Source organism: Pseudomonas sp. 1L-C-7-B-C1, assembly GCF_057291635.1.
In genome coordinates this window covers 44,015-65,529 of the sequence record NZ_JBXAWH010000013.1, presented here as the reverse complement: position 1 = coordinate 65,529, position 21,515 = coordinate 44,015, and the positions used below count along the sequence as shown (strand labels likewise).

The following is a 21,515-nucleotide window of genomic DNA, read 5'->3' as shown; positions in this document are numbered from 1 at the left end:
TTTTATCCGTTCAAGGCCATGGCGATGCCGTTAGCCACGGCGATCTCCATGCGTTTCCAGTGCTCATCTTCAAGCCACTTGGCGGTGCCCATCGCCTCTGGCGTGGGCTCTGCACCGGGTAGCCACCGGTTCATCAACGCCATCAACTGCCCCAGCCCGTTCTCGGTCAGGCGCTCAGCGTGCTCAATCGCTTTTTTACGACCACCTCAACGTCCGGGCCGTACTCTTCCAGCAGCGTGCCGGCGAGCTGCATGACCATCACCGGGTTGCCCAGCAGCGGCCTCAGCGAGGCGCGACGGGATTGCTCGACAGTCGTCATCAGCAGGTTATGGCCGGGGGCGACCTTGTTGTTTTGGGTAATCGCGTTGAAGTACTTGGTCACGTCCTGGGGAGTCAGCTGGAAAGTGAATTCCTCTTCGCCAATTTCCAGGGTGATGTCTGCGTTTTGATCGCTCATGGTGCTGCTCGCTTGTTGAGGTTGTTGAAATAGCTGTCGAGGTGATTTTCCAGCCGGGTTTCCAGCCGGCTGATCACCTTGTCGAACTGGTCGTTGCGCACGTAGTTCTGCGCCAGGTGAATGCGCAGCTCCAGGTGCTCGCGGCGCGCCGCGCTGATCTGCCTGAACAGGTACACCTGAAAGCCCGCGACGCCGGTTAAGGAGAGTTCAGTCAGCATCAGCAGGATGCTGATGGTCAGTGGATTCAATTCCATGTCATGCGCTCCAGGTGCCACGCCCGCCCAGGCGCACGGCTTTCCACATCAGCCAGGCCAGCGCTGTATTCATGCCTTCTTCGCGCAGGGCGTCGTAAAGGATCCGGTCTGCCTCGGCCTTGCTGAAACGGTGCGTCAGATGGGTGTAGATGTAGTCATGCACCACCGACGGCCGTCGCGCCTGAGGCGTCTGCGGATCAACGATGCGCCGCGCGAGTTGCGGGACGCTGGCCAGGTCCGACAAATAGCCTGCCGGCACCTCAACCACACGGCCGTCTGCAGCGCGGTACGTCAGTGGCTGAATCACTTCCCAACGCACATGGCCAGGCCGGTGGCGCAGTTCCAGGTCAGTTTCGAAAGGCACTCAATAACTCCAGATGGTCGGACTGGGGAGGCGGCCGCCGATCGGAGCCATTCCCAGGTGAATAAATCGCGCAGCACCGCGCTGGCTCACGCCGAATCGGGTGAATTTGAGATTCATTGCCAGGCGCAGGATCTGCACCGCCTCGGCGCCGCTGCAGCGCACGTCGACGGCGAGGCCTGTTGCGTGTTCGCCAGGATTTGCCTTGCCCGCTTCAACGGGATGCCGGGCGCAGCGGAATGCGCTGCTCAGTGCGATGGGATGACCGAACTGCTCGCGCAGCGTCTCCAGTTCCGCCATGAACTCGGCGCTCATCTCAGAGCCGTCGCTGCTGCACTGACCGCATTTGCAACGCAGCTCGGCAGGGGCGAAATGCAGCCAGGTGCGCTCGGCCATCAAACCTGCCCTCGTTCAGTGCTCGCCTGACAGGGCGTGCAACGCACCATTCCACCCAATGCGCGTCTCGCTTCGGGGATGGGCTGTTCGCAGTCCATGCAGTGCGTACGGCTCAAACCTGTGGGGATCGGACGCGCACGCTGTGCGCTGATAGCGTGGTCGCGCTCCAGTTGTTCGAGCGTCTGCACTCGATCCAGCCAGTCGCCCATCAGCGCAGGCCCTCGATCTCTTTGGCGTCCAGGTACGGCACGCCGTTGATGCGGATAAAGTCAGGGCTGGTGACGTCGAACGGCACTTTGTGTTTGCTCTTCTCGCCGCCCTTGCTGTCGATGCCCAGCAGGCTGGAGATCTTCACCTTGCAACCGAACGCCTCCACGCGCAGCACGTCATCAACACCCGCCTGGGCGAAGAAAACCGTGTCGAACGGCTGCAGCGCGCGAAAGCTGCCGGCCGTGCGCGCTGCGTCGATCAACAGGTTGAAATTGGTGGTGTCCAGCTCGAATTCACCGCTAGCCGCCACGTCGCCCTCTACGTAGCCATCGGGGACGCCACGGGTTTGGGCGACCGCCGAGTTATCGGTGATGTCCAGGTTGCAGTTCTCGACGTGCAGCGACAGGTCGCCCAGGTTCACGTCGAAGTTTTTGCCGCCGATCTTCGCCATCTGGCGTTACTCCGCTGTATCAACCGAAAGATCGAGGGCGATGTTGGCCGTCAGGTCTTTCGGACAGTTGAAGGGTTTGAGCTTGATGTAAGCGGTGACCTTGGTTTTGCTGAGCCACGTCAGCACCAGGTCGCCGTCCTTGGGGGGTTCGATGTCGCCCGGAAAGGTTTCGCCGTTGAAGGTCACTGACTTGGCCATCGCCCGCAGCGGCGCCATCAGTTGGCTGGTGTTGACCGCCATGCTGTTGGGCGTGTTGTTGAGTCGGCGATCGCCAACGCGACGGATCAACAAGGGGCGGATCAGACGCGCCGCCTTGTCCGTGATGCGCAGATACTCGACGACCTGAAAGTCGCTGCCGGGGGTGTCCAGCATGTTGCCATCGGCCCAGTACACGCCCGGGTAATCGGAGTAGGTCTGGGAAACCGAGAAGCGCGCTCCGTCCAGCTCAGAACGTACGGCGCCGGGCAGCGGGATACCGTCGGAATCCTCTGGCACAGGGCCGAGCCCCAGCAGCGGGCCTGTTGCCACGCGCATTGGGCTGTCTGCGATGCTGACGGATGAATGCGCCAGACGGCCCGCCAAAACCCCCAGGTCGTTGCCATGCAGCTGCGGCACAACCATGACACGCGGCGCGGCCACACCAGCGAGCAGAGCCTTCTGCTCGGTCGAGTACTCCGCCCAGGTCTGCACAGGCAAGATGCCGGCGGTTGAGGCCATGAAGAACACACGGCGGCCATATTGGTTGTTCAAAGCAATAGCTGCGTCGTGCATCGCGGTGATTTCGCCAGCGGTGGCCACCGGCTTTGTGACCACCACGGCTTCGACAGAAACGCCCTGTTGCTGGGACTTTTCCAGCGCCTCGGCCCAGTTGCCCTCCGTGCCGATCGGCGCCGCCATGCAGGCCCAGCGCTGACCGCCATTGAGGCGAGCCGCCTCAATCTGGGATTTCAGATCGCTGGCCTCGTCGCCTAGCTCCGCATCTAGATTACTGTCGGTGTTGAGCGCCAGAAACTGGCCCACGTTTTTGGCCGCCGGCCCGATGAAGAGAAAGTAGCGCTCTATCTCTTTTACGCCGCCCTGGCCGAGATTGAGGTTGTCGACGGTGACTTGTCCGAGTGCCATTGAGCTGCCTCGTTAACGGGGTGAATTGAGGATTTGTTTAAGCACCTGGTTCACCAGCAACGCGGTGTCGCGATCAGTGCTCACGCCGAGGAACTGGCGTTTGGGCAGGGTGATCTCCCAGCTTTGCGCGCCTGTCGACTCGGCCTTTTCGTCATCCAGGATGCGGATCAGCAGACCGGCCTTGGCGTAATTGACGTGCTCTTGAATCCACGCCACGGAGGGGCGCGTCAGGCTTTGCCTCCCGGGCTGCGGGACCTTGAAGCCCAGGCGGCGCAGTCGCTTTGCCTGCTTCGGGGTCGCCGCCAGGCCTGGCGGTGTCTTGTTCCACTTGCGCATCTGCGCGGCAGTACGGCGTTCAGAGACCCCCTTGTGTTGCTGGTTCGCGACCCAGCGGGTCAATGCGTTACGCCATCCCAGCTCCGCCTCGTCCGGGCTCAGCCGGGTGACCATCAGCAACTTGCCGAGGCCGGCCTCCATTTTCTTTTTGCCTTTGCCGCTGCTTTTGCGGGGCGCGAAGGGAGTGCCGTCGAGGTTCTGCTGCTGGCGGATGCGCTGCCGGCTCATGCTGCGCACGCGTTTGGTGGCGGTGTTGAGCAGGCGCCGGCGAAGCTTGGGCGTCAGCCGAAGCAGTGCCAGTTGCTCCTGAACGCCCAAGTAGCCGCGCACGTCGACGTCGAAGTTTCTACGCGCCACCGCTGGCCACCTCCCCGTTCTCAGCCACCCACAAATCAAAGGGAATGAAAGACCAGGTGCGGCCGTACGCGGCGACCTCGCCGTCCGGGTCCTCCGCCAGGTACTGGGGCTCGACGAACTCCAGATTGATGTCCACGTCCGCCAGATCGTCATCGACCATGGTGATGTCGAACACGACTGGCGGTAGGTCGTCGCGGTCGTTGTCGTGGGTTTCCAGCCAGCTCCCCACCAGCGCCATTAATCGGCCTGGATGATCGTCAAAACGCTCAAGCGCGACCGTCGCGGTGTACTTCATGTCCCCCATGCGCATGCCCTGTAGGTCAGGCTTCCAGATCAGCGCCAGGTGAACCTGTTCGGTCCAGCTGTCCAACTGCTCGGGAGCCACCAACTGGCACCCGATGAGGTAAGCGGTGAGGGCTTTGAGCTTGGTCATAACAGCGCCGCCGTAATCCGGCCGCGCCCCTGCAGCGAGCGCACGGCCTGCTGGCTGAAAGCGAGAAAAGTTTCCGATCGCTCTGGCTGCTCCTTGCCCGTGTTTTCTGCGCTTTCGCGTCGGGTAACGGTCGCAAATTGAGTCAGCAGGCTGGCCTTCGCCCTGCAGTAGACGGCGCGCTTGTACGTCGCGGCCTGGAAGGTGCGCTCTGGCAGCACCGTGCTGTCAGCAGTTTCCAGGGACTTGATGCCTGCGCTGGTCCAGCGAGTCCTCAGCATGGCCAGATCGGTGTTGACCTCGACCATCGCCGTGGTCAGGTCGGCGCTCAGCATCTCGCTCAGGTACTCCGCCGGCAGGCGGTAACTTTTCTGAAACTCAGACACGGAGAGGTCCGGCCAGAAGCCGTCGTTCTTGATCGTCTGTTCCACAAAAGTGGTGGGTTTGCCTGAAAAGCTCATTGCTGGGCGCTCAAATAGGGCGGGAAGACGGCGTCGACGGCATCACCAGGTCACAAGTGAACTGGATGACCTCAGCCGTTCCCCGCTGGGGGGTAAGTCAGTCTGTTGATTGGTTTGCGGCTGCTGCTGCGGCCAGCTTGTTCAAGGCACCGACGCACCCATTCAGCCGGGTAAGCACGCCGATCTTGTCGTCCAGATCCATTGCGCGATTGAAATGCTCGATCGCTTTCGCCCAGTTCTTCTGGTCCATCGCCAGGATGCCGAGCAGCTTGTGGTAGCGGGCCGGGATCTTCTCGAACAGCTTCCATTCGCCGTCCACCCAGGGCAGCAGATTGCTGACGTAGGGTTCCGGGCTGCGACCGGCCTTGTATTCGATCTCGGCCCAGTCGATCAGCTCGTCCGCCAAGAAAGTGGGGATGTCTCGCTTGAACGGTGCCGGCAAAACCTGCCCTTGGGACATGGCGAAGTCTGCGAGCTCAAACGCCTGGTCAAACTCGGCGGTGTCGAACAGCCAGATGAGGACGTACATCAGCACCGGGTTCGGGAAACTCAATCCGGATTCGCGGTACCGCTGGACGTACGTCTGGTACTTGGGCAGCAGCTCCTCACGCTTAAGTTGCCGGCGCAGCTCGTGACTGTTGATTGAGCTGATCCGGTCCAGATCCACTGCCAGTGCGTCCTCCATCAACCGGAGGTGTTTGCGGGCATTGGCGGGGCTGGACATCGCCGTCTCCGCCGAATACGCCGGCGGTTTGGCACCGGCGCCCGCCGTCACAGGGCCGTCAGCGATCACGCGACGTTTGTGCGCCAGTGCCAGGCTCACGGAGCCACCTTCTTGGGTGGTGTAGGGGCAGGAGCTGCTGGCTGCGCAGGCTTAGGCTTAACGGGGGCTGCTGGTGCCGGAGCTTGAGCGGCTCGGACGGGAGCTGCCGGTGGTGGGGCTTTATAGGCCTCCACATTTTCCGTGAGCGCGAATTTTTCCAGCTGCTCGATCACGTAGCCCTCGTTGCGGCTGTTGTAATCCTCAACGCGGGAGCGCCGTGGGTTGTCGATTGTTTGCTTGCGCCAGCTGGAGTCCTGAAAGTAAATCGAAAGGTTGTCGAAGCTGGTGACCATCACCGCATTGACCGGGAAAAAGGGCACGCTGAAGCTCGGCAGGCCGCCGTAGGTTGCGATGACCTGGGCGTCTTCGATGCGTTCTTTTTCGGTCGGCGTGCTGCCCTGTTTGGCGTACAGCTTGGCCTTGTCTGCTGCCAGCAGATCACTGCCGATGATGGCGACCAGATCGCCGCCGTCGCGCAAGCGCTCGTCGACCAGTTGCTTGGTGTCATGTACCAAGGCATCAAGGTTGGCATAGTCGCCGCCCTCGCCAATGGTGACCTTGCCGTCCTCTTTGCCGTGGGTCAGTACCTGCTGCGGGATCTGCTCACGGGCAATTTGCAGCCAGCCTTTGTTGACGTCCTGCAGCATTGGGTTGGCCACCAGATCCGTCTGCGCCTCAGCACTGGCGCCGTGGAAGCCGACCATGATTCGGTCCAGCGCGATCTGCTTCTGCACGGCGGCGGAATACTTCTGCGCAAAGTCGGGAAATTTGGCCCAAGCGTCGATTTTCGCGTAGGGCAGGCAGACGTCCGACTCGGTGGAGAACAGCTCGTAGGTGCTGTCATCGAGAGCTGATCCATCCTTCGCTTCGCGATCTTTGGTTTTGGTGTCGGTGCGGCCAGTCACTGGCCCTGACACACCCAGGAAAACCTTCTGCCCTTTGACCTCACCCACGGGGATGATGTTGATGCGTTGCAGGAAATCCGACTTGGCGGTGATTGCGTCGTTCAGCTCCTGAGCGATTGTCGGCTCAACGCTGAACATTTTGGTGGCCAGCTCGACGCCGTAGGTTTCAGCGATGTCGAGCTGCATCTGGGCATAAAGTCTGGCGCCCAGGGTGCTTAGATTTTGAGCCATGTCAGAGCACCCGCGCTTTTTGTGGATCGGCGGCACCGGTGGTGCGCGGCAGATGACGGCCTTTGGGGCTGTCGAGCAGGCTGTTGAATTTGGCATCGAGCTTGGCGACGGCGGCCAATACGGCTTTATTGCTCGCGCCCTGTTGGCTTAGCTGCTTGTCGTCTTCAGCGTTGGCTAACACTTCATCAACTGCGGTCTGCACGTCGGCGACCTGATCTGCGTCGGCGTCGATGTTGCCTTCGATCATCGCTTGAATGCCGGCAGTGACGGCCTGCTGTTGTTCAACCAGGCTCTTGAGTGCCTTAGCTGTGGCTTCATCCATCGGGGATTTGCTCTCGGTAGGGGATTCGTTTGCGGCGGGGGCTGGCTGATCGCTGCTGAAGCGCTTGAACAGGCTGGCCAACATCGCAGTCAGCTTGCCCATCTCGCCCTGAGGCGGGTCATCGTTCAGCGGGCCGATCTCGACAGAGGCTCCGTAATAGGCGTCTTTGCCGGTTTTCCTCGCAAAGTAGAGTTCTTGTGTGCCCAGGCTGGCGGGGGAGTCGGTGACGGCAAGGCCTGTCAGGTAGGCTTTGCCGGTGCCAGCGAAGTTGGGCGTGATCTCGATGCTGGAGAACAGCTTTTCGCCCTGGTCATTCAACGACAGCAGTCGGTCATTCGGCTTGAGTTGGGCCTCAAGTGCGACTTGGCCGGCGTCCAGGTCTTCACCTTCCTCGATCAGGCGTACGGCAAACACGGTTCCGTGGGAGCCGAACCAGCGCTCATGCTCGCACCAGATGACGGCGGTGAATTTCGACGGCGCGTAGGTCTCGGCGATGTCCCGCAGTTCCTGGGGAAGGATCTCGCGACCGTCGACGGTAGGGCCGCTGGTGGCAACGCGTTTCCAATACGAAACAAGTGAACGGGGCATGGACGTGAATAGCGCTCATCGGTGGTCTGAGCCGCCAAGATAGGCACGCGCAGGCCGTCAAACAAACGGTTGCCTTGCGCGCTCCTCCTACATGCGCGATGTAGGTCATTTGCAGAAATTAACCCCGCGTTCGGCCTAATTTCGCCGCATAGACTGCAGTCCATGTACTACGCCAACGAAGTTAAAGAAGCCGCCAAACGCCTGTTCCTGCGCCGCCACAAGGCGAAGGAAATCCAGGCGCACCTCAACCTGCCGAACATCCGCATCGTCTATTACTGGATCCGCCAGGGCGGCTGGGAAAACATGCTGTGCGATGAAGAGCCACTGACTGCAGTCAGCCGACGCATCACGCTGCTGCTGGAAAAGCACACGCCGTTGACCAAAGGCGAGCTGGACGAGCTCGACCGTCTGACGACCGTGCGCGAACGGCTCGTTAAACAGTGCGCTAAACCCGCCGCCACGGCCGTTGCCGAGAACACAGATGAGCCAGGCCAGCGACGAGGTGATGAAAGGGGCAACCGTCGGGAGCGGGCGGACCGTGGCAGCAAGGGTGGGAGCAAGCGGGAAAAGAAGGTCAAGAACGACGTCAGCGAGCTGACCGAAGTCGACTTTCTCGACAAGTTCATCAGCAAGATGTACGCCTATCAGAAGGAGCTGTTCGCCGCGAAGCAGAACCCCCTGACGGCGCGGATCCGCAACATCCTGAAAAGTCGGCAGGTCGGCCTGACCTACTATTTCGCCGGCGAAGCGTTCATGGATGCGGTGCTGACTGGCGAAAACCAGATTTTCCTCTCGGCCAGCCGAGCTCAGTCGGAGATCTTCCGCAGCTACATCATCTCCTTTGCCCAGGAATGGTTTGGCCTGGAGTTGACCGGCAACCCGATCGTGCTCAGCAAAGACGGCAAGCCGTGGGCTGAGCTGCGCTTTTTGAGCACCAACAGCAGTACCGCCCAGGGCCATCATGGGCACGTCTACGTCGACGAATATTTCTGGATTCAGAATTTCGAGAAGCTAAACACCGTCGCCTCGGCGATGGCGACCCACAAGAAGTGGCGCAAAACCTACTTCTCGACACCCAGCGCGGTGTCGCACCAGGCCTATCCGTTCTGGAGTGGCGAGAAATTCCGCAACAGCAAGCGCAAGAAAGCCAAAGACCCATGGCCGGGTGCACAGCAGATCGCCGGCGGCGCGCTGTGCCCGGACGGCCAGTGGCGCAAGGTCATTACCATCCTCGACGCAATCGCTGGGGGCTGTGATCTGTTCGACCTCGAGCAACTCCAGCTGGAGTACGACGAGGACACGTTCGAGCAGCTGTTCATGTGCAAATTCATCGACAGCACGCAGAGCGCGTTCAGCTTGGCGGATCTGGAGCGATGCTATTCGGATCTGTCGTTGTGGACGGACTACGACCCTGACGACCCACGGCCATTTGGCAATAGCCCGGTCTGGATCGGCTACGACCCGAGCCGAACCCGGGACGACGCCACATGCGTGGTCATCGCGCCGCCGCTGGAAACAGGCGGCAAGTTCCGGATCCTGGAGAAACACAGCTGGCGTGGTCAGTCCTTCAAGTACCAGGCCGAGCAGGTCAAGAAGCTGACCGAGCGCTTCAACGTTCAGCACATCGGCATCGACACCACCGGGATAGGCTACGGCGTGTTCGACCTGGTGCGCGACTTCTACCCGCGCGCTACCTCAATCCACTACAGCCTTGAAACCAAAAACACCTTGGTGCTCAAAGCGCAGGACACGATTCAGGGCAGCCGCATCGAGTGGGACGCTGGCTGGAGCGATATTGCCCAGGCATTCCTGACGATCAAGCGCGGCACCACTGGTAGTGGCCAAGTGACCTACAGCGCCTCGCGCACCGACGCCACAGGCCATGCGGACATCGCCTGGGCCGTCATGCATGCGCTGGCCAACGAACCCCTCAACACCAACAAGCAGCGGCGCAGCCGCTATGCCCTCACCGGATCAACACACAATGGATCAACGCAACACTCAGCCGGCACCGCCAGCGGCGTCCGCGCCCATGCGGGCGTTCTCGTTCGGGGCCCCGGAGCAAGTGCTTACCGGGAACATCGGCCAGTACCTGGGCGTGTTCGCCAGCAACGACGGGCGCCTGTACACGCCGCCGGTGTCCCGCCCCGGGCTGGCCAAGCTGCTCAAGGCCAATGCACACCACGGCGCCATCCCGGGTTTCAAGCGCAACCTCTTGCTGCGTGAGTTCATGCCATCAGTGGGCTTCACCTTCGCGACGATGAGTCGCGCAGCGCTCGACTTCAACGTGTTCGGCGAGGCCTATCTCTACCGCAAGCCCAATGCGTTTGGCCAGGTGCTGGAGATGGAACACCTGCCGGCCATCAACATGCGCGTGAAGATTGGCGGCGGCTTCGTCCAGTTGCTGGCCGGCGGCAAAGAAGTGGAGTTCGACCAGGACGAGGTGGAGCACATCCTCAACTACGACGTGGAACAGAACATCTACGGCGTGCCCGACTACTTGGGCGGCCTGCAGGCGCTTTTGCTCAACGAAGCGGCGACCCTCTTCCGCCGGCGCTACTACAGCAACGGCGCGCATGCGGGGTACATCTTCTATACCAACGATCCGGACTTGTCTGAAGACGACGAAAACGAGTTGAGAGCCCAGATCAGTGCGAGCAAAGGGGTTGGGAATTTCCGATCGCTGTTCGTCAACATCCCGGGTGGCTCTGAGAAAGCCATTCAGATCATCCCTGTCGGCGACTTCCAAGCAAAGGACGAATTGGAGAAGGTCAAGAACATCACCCGCAACGATATCATCGCCGCGTGGCGTATGAACCCAGCACTGGCGGGAATCATCCCGGAGAACAACGCGGGATTTGGAGACATCGAGAAGATTGACCGGGTGTATACCAGCAACGAGATACGGCCGATTTGCCAGTTGTTCAATCAGGTGAATGACAGTCTTCGAGCTGATCGCCGGATCAACTGGCGAGATGTTGAGGCAGAACCGAAGGAATAGCGCGTCACTTAGATTGGGTCTCAGTTATGGCAAAATAGTGCCTTATCAGGAACTTCGGAGGCTTACGTGCGGGTGAATTGCAGAGAGTGTGGGGGGAAGGGGCGGATCGGATCGCGTGATGAACAGTCGATTGATTTCGCCAAGCTCTATTGCCAGTGCTTGGCGCCTACCTGCGGGCACACGTGGGTGGCGCATTTAACGTTCGACCATACGTTAAGTCCTTCAGCACAAGCGGTCGACCGGTTGATATTCGACCGCTTGCGTGAAATGCCGAAGGCTTTGCAGCGGGACCTGTTTAATCAGTTGGGTATACAAGAACTTCGGTAGTTCAGCAGCTCTTTTTCAAGCTTGGCGAAGCGTCGAAGACTGTACATTCCATATTCAGTTAATCCTAACTTACCTCTCTCGGAAAGCTGGGTTCCGGATGTTGCGATATCAATTACCAGCGCAAAGTGGTGTCCGCATTCCTCAACTTCTTCGCATAGCTCGTTCAATTTGGAAACTGCTGGGCTCATAACTGCGCTCCGGTTTTCATTCAGTTAACCCTGCCGAGTCTAGGTACTGAATTTTTGTCGCGTCAAGATTTTTGTCTGATTGACTGGGCGGGAAGGTTCAGATTAAAGCCCTGATTTCCCGCTGCGTGCAGGCCGTCGCATAGGGAATTTGCAGATATTTCTTAACTGGCTGTAAGAATTGAGAGGGATTATTAAAAGTAAAGGATGCCGAAGCATCCTTACTTTTAATAGAGTTGGTGAAGTGTTGCTTCCCAGGGTGCCTCAAGAACTTGCACTTGATTCACTCGCTCGCTTCTATGCTTCAATTCCTTCGCTAACATGTATTCACTTGCGGGTATGCGAGGCGCCATTTCGTGCTGTCGGCGCTGGCAACCATCTGGCAATGTCGATTCTTGATGTTTCGAATGCTCAATGAACTATGCAGTCTTTGCAGCCGCATTCGGATCGGGGTCGCCCCATCGATTTGCACCAGTCGTGGCCGGCGGGGGTGGCCATTATCGGGGTGCCGCAGGAAATACATTCGAACAGGCGGTGCTCCAAGCGGGGCTTGATTATGCTTCTTGCGACTCCCCTGAACTTAATCGAGCAGCCGGGCATAAAAGGACAGAGGGTGCTCGCGTCTACCTCGCAGCCTGGTGATTCGATGTGTTGAGCGTGGTTTGAATCAAAAGACATAACGTTGCTCCTCGTTGAATGGGGTAGTCGCTGCTGGCTGCCCCAGCAGATCCGCGACAATGGCGACGTCGCGACTGCTGAGGTCACCCATCCGGTGTGCCTGATCGGCGAGGCATTCCAGCCGCTGCCGGGCGTCCGGTGTTTTGTGGATCTGGTAGGCGATCAATGCCGCGCCTACGACCGCGATCGCCACAAACGGGCGAGGTGGCTTGGTTGTCGTGGATGTTTCTGACTTCAGCAGGGTGCTATTCTTGCCGCCGCTGCCGCTCGGGTACTGTGCTTTCATCCGGTATTGCTCCTTGGTGGTAGTAGGTGTCGAGGAGCGCCAACTCCTCGACACCGGTTTCATTCAGGCTTCCCGCAATGGGCTGGCCGTGAATATCGGGCGCATGTCGCGCTGTACTTCAAAAATCCCCAAGTCCTGCCCGTCCACATCTGCTAAATGCACCAGGCTCATTGCTGTGGGTGCTTCGGTGGGGCGGTTGCGCCAGAAATCGCTTGCTATCAATTCAGCCAGACTTGCTGGGGTGCATTCGTCGACGTATCGAGCCGGCAATATCAGCAGGCTGGAAACGCCGTTCACGCTGTAATGAATGTCCACTACGGCAGCACTCCCTCAGCCCACTGCTGCACCAGCCTGTTCCAGATGGCCGGGCCATCGGCGACCCTCATGTGCACCTCCATTTCGGGCTGATAGTCGAGCTCGAGCACGTCCAGGCAATCCCGGAAAACTGAAAGGTCCAAGGCGCGCAGCTCGGTCAGGTCAAATGGATAGTCCTGACCGTTGTAAAGGCCGAGCAGAAATACCCCGATGATCCGGCCTTGCCCTGTACCGCTGCTGGCGATCTCGACCAGACGCTGCAGCGCGGCTTCGCCGGTTTGAATAATCAACGGGCGCGCCTGCTGGTATCTCATCGCTTCGGCCAGCGCGGTAGGTAGGGCCTTGATGTTTGGCTTCATGGTGTTGCTCCTTCAAAGATGGTTTCGGAATCAGGCTTGGCGCACCAGGTGGACGATAAGGTCGTCCGGGAACTGGACGTTATCGTTGTCTCGCAACTCCATCACTGCCTGGATCTGCAGGCGCGTGCAGTCGTCGGCCAGAAAGTGGCGATCGCCGGACTCCGCACAGCGCTGCAGCTGCATCACGAAGTAAGGCGTCGTGCAGCAATTGCCGACGATGATCGGGGCGGTGACGCCCTGCTGTTTCAGCTCGGCCTGGATGCTTTGCAGCTGGGTGGTTTTGCCGGATCCGGACTGGCCGGTGATGACTTCGACTTGCATGGTGTGGCTCCTTTGTTGGTGGTGTCCTGGTGTTGCTGGGGGTTCATCGGTGCGGGCGTGTCAGACAATTGCATCCAGCCGACCCGATTCCGCGTGAGGGGGTAAGCAGATGTGGAATTTCTGAACTATTGCCGGAGCAGCTAGGCTTAGGCCCCCGATTTTGCTGGGGCGAACCGGTCGGAAAAGTAGTTCAGTGCTGCTGAACTGTTCTGAACTATTAGGTTGTGGATAGATTGCTGCAGGACACGCCAGCTCTGGCCTGCAGCTGATCTGTGCGGAAAGACGAAAAATGAACTGTTCGTGAACTACAAAGTAGTTCGGCGCCTTCCAGCAACATTCCAGTAGGGAAAAACTGTAACTAACTGAAATCATTGATAAATACTCCAATAGTTCAAAAATTACAGACAGCCTATGGTTCAGCACGCAAAACCTCTCCTCCAAAGCCTCACGGAACACCGATTCGATGAAAGGCTATAAAAATCAGACGGTTATGATGATTTTTTAAATATCCAGCAGTTGATGGTGCGGCGCTCCAGCCGTGAATAAGCCTTTCGGGTTTCCACGAACTGAAAAGAGGTGCTTTGTGGCAGTGCCCGATGCAGCTGCGTCCGGGTAAGGACCTCCTGGCCCGCTTTGCGACATGCGTCCTGGAAGTGCTCGATGTTTATCGCGATCACTCCCCGTTCGTTGCTGTGGTTGAGGGTTTCGTGCGTCTCTTCCCGTTCGCCCTTTTCATCGATGGTCTTCACGACCCTCTCATTCAGGTAGTGGTAGATCTGCCAGAACGCTGCAGCATCCGGGTGCTCCGATCGGCATCGTTGTTGGCGGGCGATCGCACGCACTTCCAAATGGGTCGTCAGCGTCTCCGTTACAGCATCCGTCCAGTCTGGAAAAAGCGCCTGAGTGGCGTACGCCGCTGCCAACACCTGGGCGTGACACAGAACGATTCGAGCCTCGTTGACCCCGCCGACGGCCTGCAGGCGCTGTTCGAAGCGGGGGAACGCGTCGAAGTAGCGAGCCAGCCATTCCTTTTCGAACGCCAGGCACTTGCGCAGGTAGCCACCCAGATAGCTGGCATCCAGGCTTTTCAGGCGATCCGCTTGCGGCTTGAGGGCCAGTGAGTGATGTTCTTTGGTGGCATGCAGGTGGACGATCCTGGAAAGAAACGCCTCTGAGCTGTCTACGCTCATGTTCTGAGAGATCATCAGTGCCCCTCGCCACAGGTTGACCCGAGTCTCGTTACCGGCGGTTTTCGCACCAGTCACACGCAGCTTGGCGTGATGATCAAACAGGGTTTTCAGCTCGTCCCAGTTGAACTGCACAGCGACCTTGCGCCCTTGGCTGTCGGTGTATTCCTTGTCCGACTCGATTAGCACCACAGGCATGTTGCTGACCTCGGCGAACGAGCGCGACAGGCCGACCGCACTAGCGCCAGTACCGCTGGGCCGAATGCCTTCCTCGTTGTCGCGGCCGCACAATTGCCACAGGAAGCGCAGCAGTGTGGATTTGCCCGCACCTGGTTCGCCGGTGAGCTCACAGAATGTGAACGAGCCCTGCTTGGCGCTGATCTGCTGCACGAACAGCGATGCGGTCCACCAGGACAATGCGGCCAGGCCGTTGAGGTTGTGTACGGCATAGAAGTCTTCGAACCATTCCGGATCGAAGTCGGCGCCGCGCTCCATTTTGAAGTTGCCCAGCGCAGTCTTGATGCCGTTGCCACCCAGCTCGATGAAACCGTGGCTGTTGACCGGCACCTCAATGCCTTTGCTGTAGCCGAAGGTTGGGTAGCAGTAGAGACCTGAATCCTCGTCATACCCCACGAAGGGCAGGCTGCGCACCGTGCGGATGGCGCGGGTCTGGTCGTTGAGCCATTTCGCCTTGAGCATGGCCAGCACGCGCTCGCCGCCTTCGAAGTTGCCACCCGGCGTGTGCTCGAGCAGCGATCGAGCGAAGCCACGAGGATCGGTAATCGAGTTCGGAGCGAGGGGGGCCTTGCAGCTGCGGCTCTTGTCCGGAAATTTGAAGTCGAAAAAGTAACGCTGCTCGCCGGTGACGATGTCCTTCTCCAGGTACTCCAGATTCGGCACGCAGTTGGCCACGCTTTTGATCTTGACGTGCTTGAGGAAGATCTCGCGATTGCCGTCGACCTTTTCCTCCCCCAGATCCATGCTCAGTTCGGCCTGGTTAACACTGGCGGAATACAGGCAGCTGCGAAACTCCATCAAGTAGAAGCCGGCCGGGCGCTTCAGGTAAAGCAGGTAGGCGAGCTTGCTGGTGCTCTCGGCCGTGAACAGTCGGCCCTGGTAGTACGCCTCCTTCAAGAAGGCCTCGTCCAAATCGCCGTCGCGGTAGACGTCGTCCCAATCCCGATGGTCGCTCAGGGCCACGCAGCACAGCTCGCGCCGTTCGCGGATCTTGCCGAGGTATTTGGGGATAACGGCGTGCGCTGCAGGGTCATTGTCCAGGGCGACAACCCAGGTGATCAGCTTCTCCTTGTTCGCGTCGATGATGTTCCAGGGGAAGTTGTTCGCACTGATCGAGGCGATCGCCTTGAATCCAGCCAGATGCAAAGCGATGGCGTGGAAGATGCCTTCGACCACGTACACCCGATCGTTTTTCTCCAGCGTCTGCCCTGGCGGTACCCAGCCATCGCCCTTGTAGGTCATGCCCTTTTTGATGCCGGCCTTGTCTCCGTCATTGGCCTTGACCGCCGTGGCGTCGATGATCCGCTCCCAATAGCCATTGGACAGAGGGAAGCGCACGGTGTCGCCCCAACTGCCGTCGGCCAAGTGTCGACGTGCCTGTTCGTACCAGCCCTTCATCTTTGCGATATCGAAGCCGCGGTTGCGCTGCAGGTAGGCATCGGCCGTCGCGTTGGGGTTCGCCTCGGTACGCGGAAAGCGCTGGCTCAGGTTTTCGAACAGATAGCTGTAGCGCTCCCGGGTTTTTTCCTCGTAGCGGCATTGGTTCAAGCGGTTGCATTTCAGCTGGAACGGCTGCTTGCGAGCGATGAACAGCGTGCGCTGGCCACACCCCGGGCAGACGCCCTTCTGCAGATAGGTACCGTCGACCTTTTTGAAGTCCAGCTGCGGGTCGTGCTCCAGCGCGCTGACGACTTCCAGGCGGTAGATATCTTCGAATTGCATCAACCGTCCCCTCACAGTTCGACGCGGATCTTGGCGGACGGACCGAGGACGCGCTCGGCTTGTTCTGCGGCTTCCACTGCCATGTGAACCATGTTGATGAGTACCGCTGATTTGGACCCTTCGGTTTTCGGGCGGATGAGATAGCGGCCGAGCTCGATCTCACGGCGTATGGCGCTGGCTGATTGTCCTGAGCGGCGTGCGTACTCGCCGACGGTTACGTATGGCGTGTCGATGCTGATCTTCATTCTGGTAATCTCTATAAGTGGATATTGGTCACTAAAGTACCCATACGGAACCTAAGAATAGGTACACATACGGAACTCTGTCAATAGGAATATTGCGTTGGAGCTCGCAGACAAGCTGAAAGCAATTCGGCAGAAGGAAGGGCTGACGCAGTCGCAGTTTTGCGATGCGACGGGCATTAGCCTAAGCAGCTACAAAAAATACGAGCTCGGGCTGCGCCTTGAAATCAGCTCCATAGCGCTGATGAAAATAACCACGCACCCTCGCTTCACGAAGTACACGCTCTGGCTGATGACCGGACATACCGCGCTGGAGTCCGGACAGATCAGCCCGATTGAGTAAGTGACATGAATCGCATGGACGCGGATATGAGCAGGCAAGCTCGAGGTGGTAGATGTCGATCAAAAAGCTTGAGGACGGACGGTACGAAGTTGACTGCCGGCCGGAGGGTCGTAACGGGCCCAGGATCAGGAAGAAGTTTCGTGCGAAGAATGAGGCGCTTGTCTATCACAACCGAACGATGGGCGAGGGGGCAAAGGGCGAGTTCGTCCACCGCCCCAAGCGTGATGAAAGGCGTTTAACGGATTTGGTGACGCTCTGGTTCAACAGCCATGGGCGGGTCTTGAAACGGGGCGAGGAGAGGCAGCGGGCGCTGAACTCGATGGCGGAGCGCATGGGCAATCCGCGCGCTACGGAATTCACGACTGCCCACTTTACGCAGTACCGCTCCGATCGCCTGGCTGGGAAGTATTCCAGGACAACCATTGGCAGCGGCAGAAAAAAAGGCGATGAGGCGCGGCCGGTGAGCCCGAACACGCTGAACCATGAACTCGCCTACCTTCGGGCCGTGTTTAACGAGCTGGAGAGGCTGGGGGAGTGGGTAGGCGACAACCCGCTTGGCCGCGTTCGCGCCTTGAAATTCGACGAAACCGAGATGGCGTACCTGACGGCGGAGCAGATCCCCGCGCTCCTAGACGAGCTGGACTACCGATCGCCGGCTGCAGGGATGGTCGCCCGCATATGTCTCTCGACGGGCGCGCGGTGGTCTGAGGCGGAAGGGTTGGCTGCGCGCCAGGTGCGGGAGTGCAAGATCCACTTTGTCCGCACCAAATCATCCAAAAACCGAGCGGTACCGATCACTGAGGCGCTGCAGACGCATATCAAAAGCGCGCTGCCGTTTGGCGACTGCTACAAGAAATTCGGCGAGGCCGTCGACGCGCTGCAGTTGGAGCTGCCGGCAGGCCAACTGACGCATGTGCTGCGGCACACCTTCGCCAGTCACTACATGATGAGAGGGGGAGATATTCTTACCCTGCAGCGTGTACTCGGTCACGCCTCGCTGGCGATGACCATGAAGTATGCTCACTTCAGTCCAGGGCATCTGGCTGAGGTGGTGCATTTGAACCCACTAGCGGCGTGTAAGAATTCAAAGAAAAGGGAAACTCGATGAGCAAGTTTGTTGTAGTGAAAAATATTAAGGGCAAGGAGGTTGTGCTGAATATGGACCACATCGTGGCGATGTATGGTGTTGAAGATGATTGGTCCAAAGGCGCAGTGGTGGTGGTATCAGTCGGTGCGAAAAATGGGTCAAATCTCCTCAAGCTCAAACCCGCAGAAGCAAGGGATTTGCGAAAAAAACTGATCGGGGCATGACCGTGGACGTTTTGTGGACGTTATCGTTTAAGGCAGGGCATCAGAGCTGATACCCCAGAAACGCCAAAGCCCCGCGATTGCGGGGCTTTGATGTTTGGTGCCGGCACCAGGAGTCGAACCCGGGACCTACTGATTACAAGTCAGTTGCTCTACCAACTGAGCTATACCGGCGTTGTGGGCGCTGATTATAGGGATTTGATCTGGCGAGTAAAGCCCTAATTTCAGTTTTTTCGCCGCCCTTATGCCGGAAGGTGATTACCGTTATTCACAATCGCACAAACCGAAGGCGACGATCGGTCAGATTCAGGAACCATTCTCAATCGTTCGCAAGCTACTGTTTTAGCGCCAATTTTACGCTGACTAAAAAATGAACAAATGGTTACATCCCCCTCATTGCAGGAATTCCGGGTGTTCGCTGGAATTTCATCAACAGACTTATCCACAGGCGTGCGCGTCAAAAAACGCTCATGGTCGTTCTGCAAGAATGAGCAGATTCCGCGGAGTGACTTGGCTGTCGCAGAAGGGGCCGATGTGCACGTCGTAGCCGCACTCAGTCAGATAAAGCGCGCGGTCTAGGATGAGCCACATTTCCAGCGGCCGGCGGAAGAGATTGCGCAGCAGCTCGAGGTTGCGCACTTCGGCTAAACGCCTCCAGCCCGCCGCCTCAAGTGCCGTCCAGTCCTGAATGCCGGGGGAGGGGAGTTGTTTGAGTTCAGCCAGGTCCCGGCAGTAGTCGGCGAAGGGTTTGTCGAGCCAGGCGCCGGGCAGCGACGGCGTTGGCAGGTAGTCGTCGACGCTTCGCAGCTCTCGCTGCAGCAGGTCGAAGCCGAGGCGGCGAGCCATGGAGATGTCGCGCTGGCGGCGTACACGGGCGCCGGCGGTGACGGTTTCGCTGAGGGGCAGGCCGAGGTCGTCGATGGAGAGCGTAAGCGCGGACGCTTTGCCCCGCAGGGAGATCGGCAGGTAGTGCTCGCCAACGATGCGGTTGTAGCAGCAGGGCGCGATGGCCAGTTGTCGGCAGCGTGCGTCGCTGGCGAGGTGCATGAGGCGCACATGAAGGTCGCCGCAGGCGTGCAAAGCGACGGGCGTGTGATGCGTTCCCAGACGCCCGGCTGCATCGTCGGCCATGACGTCTTGGTGCAGATGGTCGGCGGTGATGCCCAGTTTTTCGCTGAGTTGCCTTCCTGATTCAACCAGGTCCGCATCGTATTCCAGACAGGTCAGCGATTGACCGCCATGGGCGAGGCGTCGACCGAGATGGCCTTTGCCCGAACACCAATCCAGCCAGTGGGTTGGCTGCTGTTGAAAGCTCAAGCGGCTGGCGAAGGCTTCGATCTGCTGCCATTTGCGGCCGGGGACATCGACGCTCATGCGCGATGACACAGGCGCCAGACTAACGGGCGGCAGCGCGTCGATCTCGCTCAACGCCTTCGACTGTAAGGCCAGCTGAGCAAAGGGCTGAGGCGCATCGAGAAGTTCGGGGTGGTTGTGTGCAGCTTCTGCTTCTTCGAGCGAACGTTGCCGCAGCCAGCGGGACAGCTCCGGGTGCTGCGATTCCCACGCTAGATGGCGATGGGTGAAGGGGCGCGGGCGCCACAGGGCCTGATGCTCCAGGAGGAAGGCATCGAGCGCTGCGAATCGGGATTGGAGTTGCGTGGGTGTGAGTGGCATTGGATTAAGGCAGCCGGGATGTGCGTTGCAGCATACGGTGAATTTTGGGCAGGGAGCGCTCTTCAGCCACGGTGATCTTTGGCGGCTGAAGTGACGCTTTCGCGAGCAAGCTCGCTCCCACATGGACCGCGTTCTCTGCGCGAGCAAGCTTGCTCCCACAGGTTTCCCGCTAGAGCGCGCATCAGGCTTCACCGCCCTTGGCTGGCGTCCACCCGCAAGTACCGCTCCAGCAGCTTGAAGCCTTGCACCAGCACGAACGACATCACCAGATAGATCAACCCGGCGATGAGGAAGGTCTGCTCCGGCATGTAGGTCCGCGCGTTGATGGTGCGGGCCATGCCGGTGATGTCGAGCAGGGTCACGGTGCTCGCCAGTGCGCTGGCCTTGAGCATCAAAATGACTTCGTTGCTGTAGGCGGGCAGGCCAATGCGTGCGGCGCGGGGCAGGATGATGTACAGCAGCGCTTTGCCTTTGGACATCCCGAGTGCGCGAGCCGCTTCGATTTCACCGGGCGGCACCGCCTGAATGGCGCCGCGCAGGATCTCCGCGATGTAGGCGGTGGTGTGCAGCGTCATGGTCAGCGCCGCGCAGAAGAACGGATCACGCAGGTAAGGCCACAGCGGACCCTTGGTGACGACGTCGAACTGCGCCAAGCCGTAATAAACCAGAAACAGCTGCACCAGCAGCGGCGTGCCGCGGAAAAAGAAGATGTAAGCGTAGGGCAGCGCCCGGACATAGGCGTTACGCGAAGCGCGGGCGATGCCCAGCGGTATGGCGAGAATGAGGCCCGCGATCACTGCGACGGCGACCAATTCCAGCGTCACGGTGGCGCCGTGCAGCAGTTTTGGCAGCCATTTGAGGACGAATTCCCAACTCATGACGCGCTCCTCACAAAGCCCACGGACGCGCGTTTTTCCAGCCACGCCAAGCCGATCATCGACAGCGCGGTCATGCACAGGTACATCAGCGCCGCGACCATATAGAAGGTAAAGGGCTGCTTGGTGGACGTGACAGCGATCTGCGCGTGGCGCATGACCTCCTCAAGGCCGATGACCGACACCAGCGCGGTGTCCTTCATCAGGATCATGAACAGGTTGCCCAGCCCCGGCAGCGCGATGCGCCACATCTGCGGCATCACCAGCTTGAAGAAGATGCGCGAGCGCGACATGCCCAGCGCAAGCCCCGCCTCGCGATGACCCTTCGGGATCGACAGCATGGCGCCGCGAAACACCTCGGTGGCGTACGCGCCGAAGCACAGGCCCAGGGCAATGACGCCAGCCGCGAACGCACTCAGCGACAGATTGGGAATATCGAACAGCTTGCCGATCGCCCGCATCGAGCTGACCGTGCCGAAGTAAATCAGCAAGACCCACAGCAATTCGGGGATGCCGCGCACCAGCGTGGAGTAAGTGCCGCCCAGCCACTGCAAGGCCCGATTCGGCGAAGTCTTCGCCAGCGCCCCGAGCAGGCCGAGGACCAATCCCAGGCAGAGGGCCGACAGCGCAAGTTGAAGTGTCATCAGCATGCCGGCGGCCAGGGCCGGGCCGAATCCATAGAGATCGAAGTTCATGGCGTTGTTTGTCTAGAGGGCAGGCGCCGCTGCCTGTAAAGGCAGGCAGTAGCGCG

The 21,515-nt window shown here is 59.5% G+C and carries 29 protein-coding genes, 1 tRNA gene and 1 pseudogene; 6 read left to right on the top strand and 25 right to left on the bottom strand.

What is annotated here, in order from left to right; all coding sequences use genetic code 11:
• Window positions 1-2: 2 nt before the first annotated feature.
• The 14 genes and pseudogenes from AC0Z8Z_RS19800 to AC0Z8Z_RS19735 form a co-directional block, all read right to left on the bottom strand.
• Window positions 3-143, bottom strand: a complete 141-nt coding sequence (locus AC0Z8Z_RS19800) for a DUF6890 family protein (RefSeq protein ID WP_485620239.1) — start codon at window positions 141-143, stop codon at window positions 3-5.
• Between the two features lie 23 nt (window positions 144-166).
• Entirely contained in the window at window positions 167-457 is a 291-nt protein-coding gene (locus AC0Z8Z_RS19795; protein WP_485620238.1) for a putative phage tail assembly chaperone, read from the bottom strand.
• Window positions 454-711, bottom strand: coding sequence for a hypothetical protein (locus AC0Z8Z_RS19790; protein ID WP_205486382.1), 258 nt, complete (start codon window positions 709-711; stop codon window positions 454-456). The genes AC0Z8Z_RS19795 and AC0Z8Z_RS19790 overlap by 4 nt, the downstream gene beginning before the upstream one ends.
• Window position 712: 1 nt before the next feature.
• Entirely contained in the window at window positions 713-1,075 is a 363-nt protein-coding gene (locus AC0Z8Z_RS19785) for a DUF1353 domain-containing protein (RefSeq protein WP_485620237.1), read from the bottom strand.
• Complete coding sequence (locus tag AC0Z8Z_RS19780; RefSeq protein ID WP_485620236.1) at window positions 1,076-1,468, bottom strand: D-Ala-D-Ala carboxypeptidase family metallohydrolase; 393 nt, start codon at window positions 1,466-1,468, stop codon at window positions 1,076-1,078.
• Window positions 1,468-1,566, bottom strand: coding sequence for a hypothetical protein (locus AC0Z8Z_RS19775; protein ID WP_485620330.1), 99 nt, complete (start codon window positions 1,564-1,566; stop codon window positions 1,468-1,470). Before AC0Z8Z_RS19775 ends, AC0Z8Z_RS19780 begins: the two co-directional genes overlap by 1 nt.
• Before the next feature lie 110 nt (window positions 1,567-1,676).
• Window positions 1,677-2,129, bottom strand: coding sequence for a phage protein (locus AC0Z8Z_RS19770; protein ID WP_485620235.1), 453 nt, complete (start codon window positions 2,127-2,129; stop codon window positions 1,677-1,679).
• Window positions 2,130-2,135: 6 nt separating this feature from the next.
• Window positions 2,136-3,251 (bottom strand): DUF2586 domain-containing protein, encoded by a 1,116-nt coding sequence (locus AC0Z8Z_RS19765; RefSeq protein WP_205486400.1) that lies wholly within the window; start codon window positions 3,249-3,251, stop codon window positions 2,136-2,138.
• A gap of 12 nt (window positions 3,252-3,263) precedes the next feature.
• Window positions 3,264-3,944, bottom strand: a complete 681-nt coding sequence (locus AC0Z8Z_RS19760; RefSeq protein WP_485620234.1) for a phage virion morphogenesis family protein — start codon at window positions 3,942-3,944, stop codon at window positions 3,264-3,266.
• Window positions 3,934-4,377: a phage tail protein gene (locus tag AC0Z8Z_RS19755; RefSeq protein ID WP_485620233.1), complete on the bottom strand. Its 444-nt coding sequence runs from the start codon at window positions 4,375-4,377 to the stop codon at window positions 3,934-3,936. Before AC0Z8Z_RS19755 ends, AC0Z8Z_RS19760 begins: the two co-directional genes overlap by 11 nt.
• A complete protein-coding gene (locus tag AC0Z8Z_RS19750; RefSeq protein WP_485620232.1) occupies window positions 4,374-4,835 on the bottom strand; it encodes a head completion/stabilization protein in 462 nt (153 codons plus the stop codon). Before AC0Z8Z_RS19750 ends, AC0Z8Z_RS19755 begins: the two co-directional genes overlap by 4 nt.
• Before the next feature lie 97 nt (window positions 4,836-4,932).
• On the bottom strand, window positions 4,933-5,658 hold the full coding sequence (gpM, locus tag AC0Z8Z_RS19745) for a phage terminase small subunit (protein WP_485620231.1): 726 nt from the start codon (window positions 5,656-5,658) through the stop codon (window positions 4,933-4,935).
• A gap of 116 nt (window positions 5,659-5,774) precedes the next feature.
• Window positions 5,775-6,794 (bottom strand): annotated as a pseudogene (locus AC0Z8Z_RS19740) (phage major capsid protein, P2 family); the annotation flags it as partial.
• A gap of 1 nt (window position 6,795) precedes the next feature.
• Entirely contained in the window at window positions 6,796-7,704 is a 909-nt protein-coding gene (locus tag AC0Z8Z_RS19735) for a GPO family capsid scaffolding protein (RefSeq protein ID WP_485620230.1), read from the bottom strand.
• 162 nt (window positions 7,705-7,866) lie between these two features.
• Here AC0Z8Z_RS19735 and AC0Z8Z_RS19730 point away from each other — a divergent pair, with 162 nt between their 5' ends.
• The 3 genes from AC0Z8Z_RS19730 (at window position 7,867) to AC0Z8Z_RS19720 (ending at window position 11,032) form a co-directional block, all read left to right on the top strand.
• Entirely contained in the window at window positions 7,867-9,930 is a 2,064-nt protein-coding gene (locus tag AC0Z8Z_RS19730; RefSeq protein WP_485620229.1) for a terminase large subunit domain-containing protein, read from the top strand.
• The gene (locus AC0Z8Z_RS19725; protein WP_485620329.1) at window positions 9,842-10,705 is read left to right on the top strand and encodes a phage portal protein; all 864 of its coding nucleotides are present in this window, start codon (window positions 9,842-9,844) and stop codon (window positions 10,703-10,705) included. The genes AC0Z8Z_RS19730 and AC0Z8Z_RS19725 overlap by 89 nt, the downstream gene beginning before the upstream one ends.
• A gap of 66 nt (window positions 10,706-10,771) precedes the next feature.
• Window positions 10,772-11,032: an ogr/Delta-like zinc finger family protein gene (locus AC0Z8Z_RS19720; RefSeq protein WP_122536546.1), complete on the top strand. Its 261-nt coding sequence runs from the start codon at window positions 10,772-10,774 to the stop codon at window positions 11,030-11,032.
• On the opposite strand, the gene AC0Z8Z_RS19715 is transcribed toward AC0Z8Z_RS19720, so the two are convergent.
• The 7 genes from AC0Z8Z_RS19715 to AC0Z8Z_RS19685 form a co-directional block, all read right to left on the bottom strand.
• The gene (locus AC0Z8Z_RS19715) at window positions 11,005-11,220 is read right to left on the bottom strand and encodes a hypothetical protein (protein ID WP_485620331.1); all 216 of its coding nucleotides are present in this window, start codon (window positions 11,218-11,220) and stop codon (window positions 11,005-11,007) included. The two genes, AC0Z8Z_RS19720 and AC0Z8Z_RS19715, sit on opposite strands and share 28 nt — an antisense overlap.
• Window positions 11,221-11,884: 664 nt before the next feature.
• Entirely contained in the window at window positions 11,885-12,181 is a 297-nt protein-coding gene (locus AC0Z8Z_RS19710) for a hypothetical protein (protein WP_485620228.1), read from the bottom strand.
• Between the two features lie 63 nt (window positions 12,182-12,244).
• Window positions 12,245-12,496 carry a hypothetical protein gene (locus AC0Z8Z_RS19705; protein ID WP_485620227.1) on the bottom strand — a complete coding sequence of 84 codons (252 nt, stop codon included), beginning with the start codon at window positions 12,494-12,496 and terminating at the stop codon, window positions 12,245-12,247.
• Complete coding sequence (locus AC0Z8Z_RS19700; protein WP_485620226.1) at window positions 12,496-12,855, bottom strand: DUF7673 family protein; 360 nt, start codon at window positions 12,853-12,855, stop codon at window positions 12,496-12,498. The genes AC0Z8Z_RS19705 and AC0Z8Z_RS19700 overlap by 1 nt, the downstream gene beginning before the upstream one ends.
• A 30-nt stretch (window positions 12,856-12,885) precedes the next feature.
• Window positions 12,886-13,176 carry a hypothetical protein gene (locus AC0Z8Z_RS19695; RefSeq protein ID WP_485620225.1) on the bottom strand — a complete coding sequence of 97 codons (291 nt, stop codon included), beginning with the start codon at window positions 13,174-13,176 and terminating at the stop codon, window positions 12,886-12,888.
• Window positions 13,177-13,664: 488 nt separating this feature from the next.
• Window positions 13,665-16,322 carry a toprim domain-containing protein gene (locus AC0Z8Z_RS19690; protein WP_485620224.1) on the bottom strand — a complete coding sequence of 886 codons (2,658 nt, stop codon included), beginning with the start codon at window positions 16,320-16,322 and terminating at the stop codon, window positions 13,665-13,667.
• Between the two features lie 11 nt (window positions 16,323-16,333).
• Window positions 16,334-16,567, bottom strand: coding sequence for a hypothetical protein (locus AC0Z8Z_RS19685; protein ID WP_485620223.1), 234 nt, complete (start codon window positions 16,565-16,567; stop codon window positions 16,334-16,336).
• A 97-nt stretch (window positions 16,568-16,664) separates the two neighbouring features.
• Here AC0Z8Z_RS19685 and AC0Z8Z_RS19680 point away from each other — a divergent pair, with 97 nt between their 5' ends.
• From AC0Z8Z_RS19680 to AC0Z8Z_RS19670, 3 genes are read left to right on the top strand one after another with little or no spacing between them, the layout of a single operon-like run.
• Complete coding sequence (locus AC0Z8Z_RS19680) at window positions 16,665-16,907, top strand: helix-turn-helix domain-containing protein (RefSeq protein WP_485620222.1); 243 nt, start codon at window positions 16,665-16,667, stop codon at window positions 16,905-16,907.
• Between the two features lie 52 nt (window positions 16,908-16,959).
• Window positions 16,960-18,015: a phage integrase gene (locus AC0Z8Z_RS19675; RefSeq protein WP_485620221.1), complete on the top strand. Its 1,056-nt coding sequence runs from the start codon at window positions 16,960-16,962 to the stop codon at window positions 18,013-18,015.
• Complete coding sequence (locus AC0Z8Z_RS19670; RefSeq protein WP_485620220.1) at window positions 18,012-18,218, top strand: hypothetical protein; 207 nt, start codon at window positions 18,012-18,014, stop codon at window positions 18,216-18,218. The genes AC0Z8Z_RS19675 and AC0Z8Z_RS19670 overlap by 4 nt, the downstream gene beginning before the upstream one ends.
• Before the next feature lie 95 nt (window positions 18,219-18,313).
• Here AC0Z8Z_RS19670 and AC0Z8Z_RS19665 read toward each other — a convergent pair.
• The 4 genes from AC0Z8Z_RS19665 to AC0Z8Z_RS19650 form a co-directional block, all read right to left on the bottom strand.
• Window positions 18,314-18,389 (bottom strand) — tRNA-Thr (locus tag AC0Z8Z_RS19665).
• Between the two features lie 294 nt (window positions 18,390-18,683).
• Window positions 18,684-19,889 carry a methyltransferase gene (locus AC0Z8Z_RS19660; protein ID WP_485620219.1) on the bottom strand — a complete coding sequence of 402 codons (1,206 nt, stop codon included), beginning with the start codon at window positions 19,887-19,889 and terminating at the stop codon, window positions 18,684-18,686.
• A 188-nt stretch (window positions 19,890-20,077) separates the two neighbouring features.
• Window positions 20,078-20,767 (bottom strand): ABC transporter permease, encoded by a 690-nt coding sequence (locus AC0Z8Z_RS19655; RefSeq protein ID WP_192171307.1) that lies wholly within the window; start codon window positions 20,765-20,767, stop codon window positions 20,078-20,080.
• Window positions 20,764-21,459 carry an ABC transporter permease gene (locus AC0Z8Z_RS19650; protein ID WP_122534033.1) on the bottom strand — a complete coding sequence of 232 codons (696 nt, stop codon included), beginning with the start codon at window positions 21,457-21,459 and terminating at the stop codon, window positions 20,764-20,766. The genes AC0Z8Z_RS19655 and AC0Z8Z_RS19650 overlap by 4 nt, the downstream gene beginning before the upstream one ends.
• Between the last annotated feature and the right edge of the window lie 56 nt (window positions 21,460-21,515).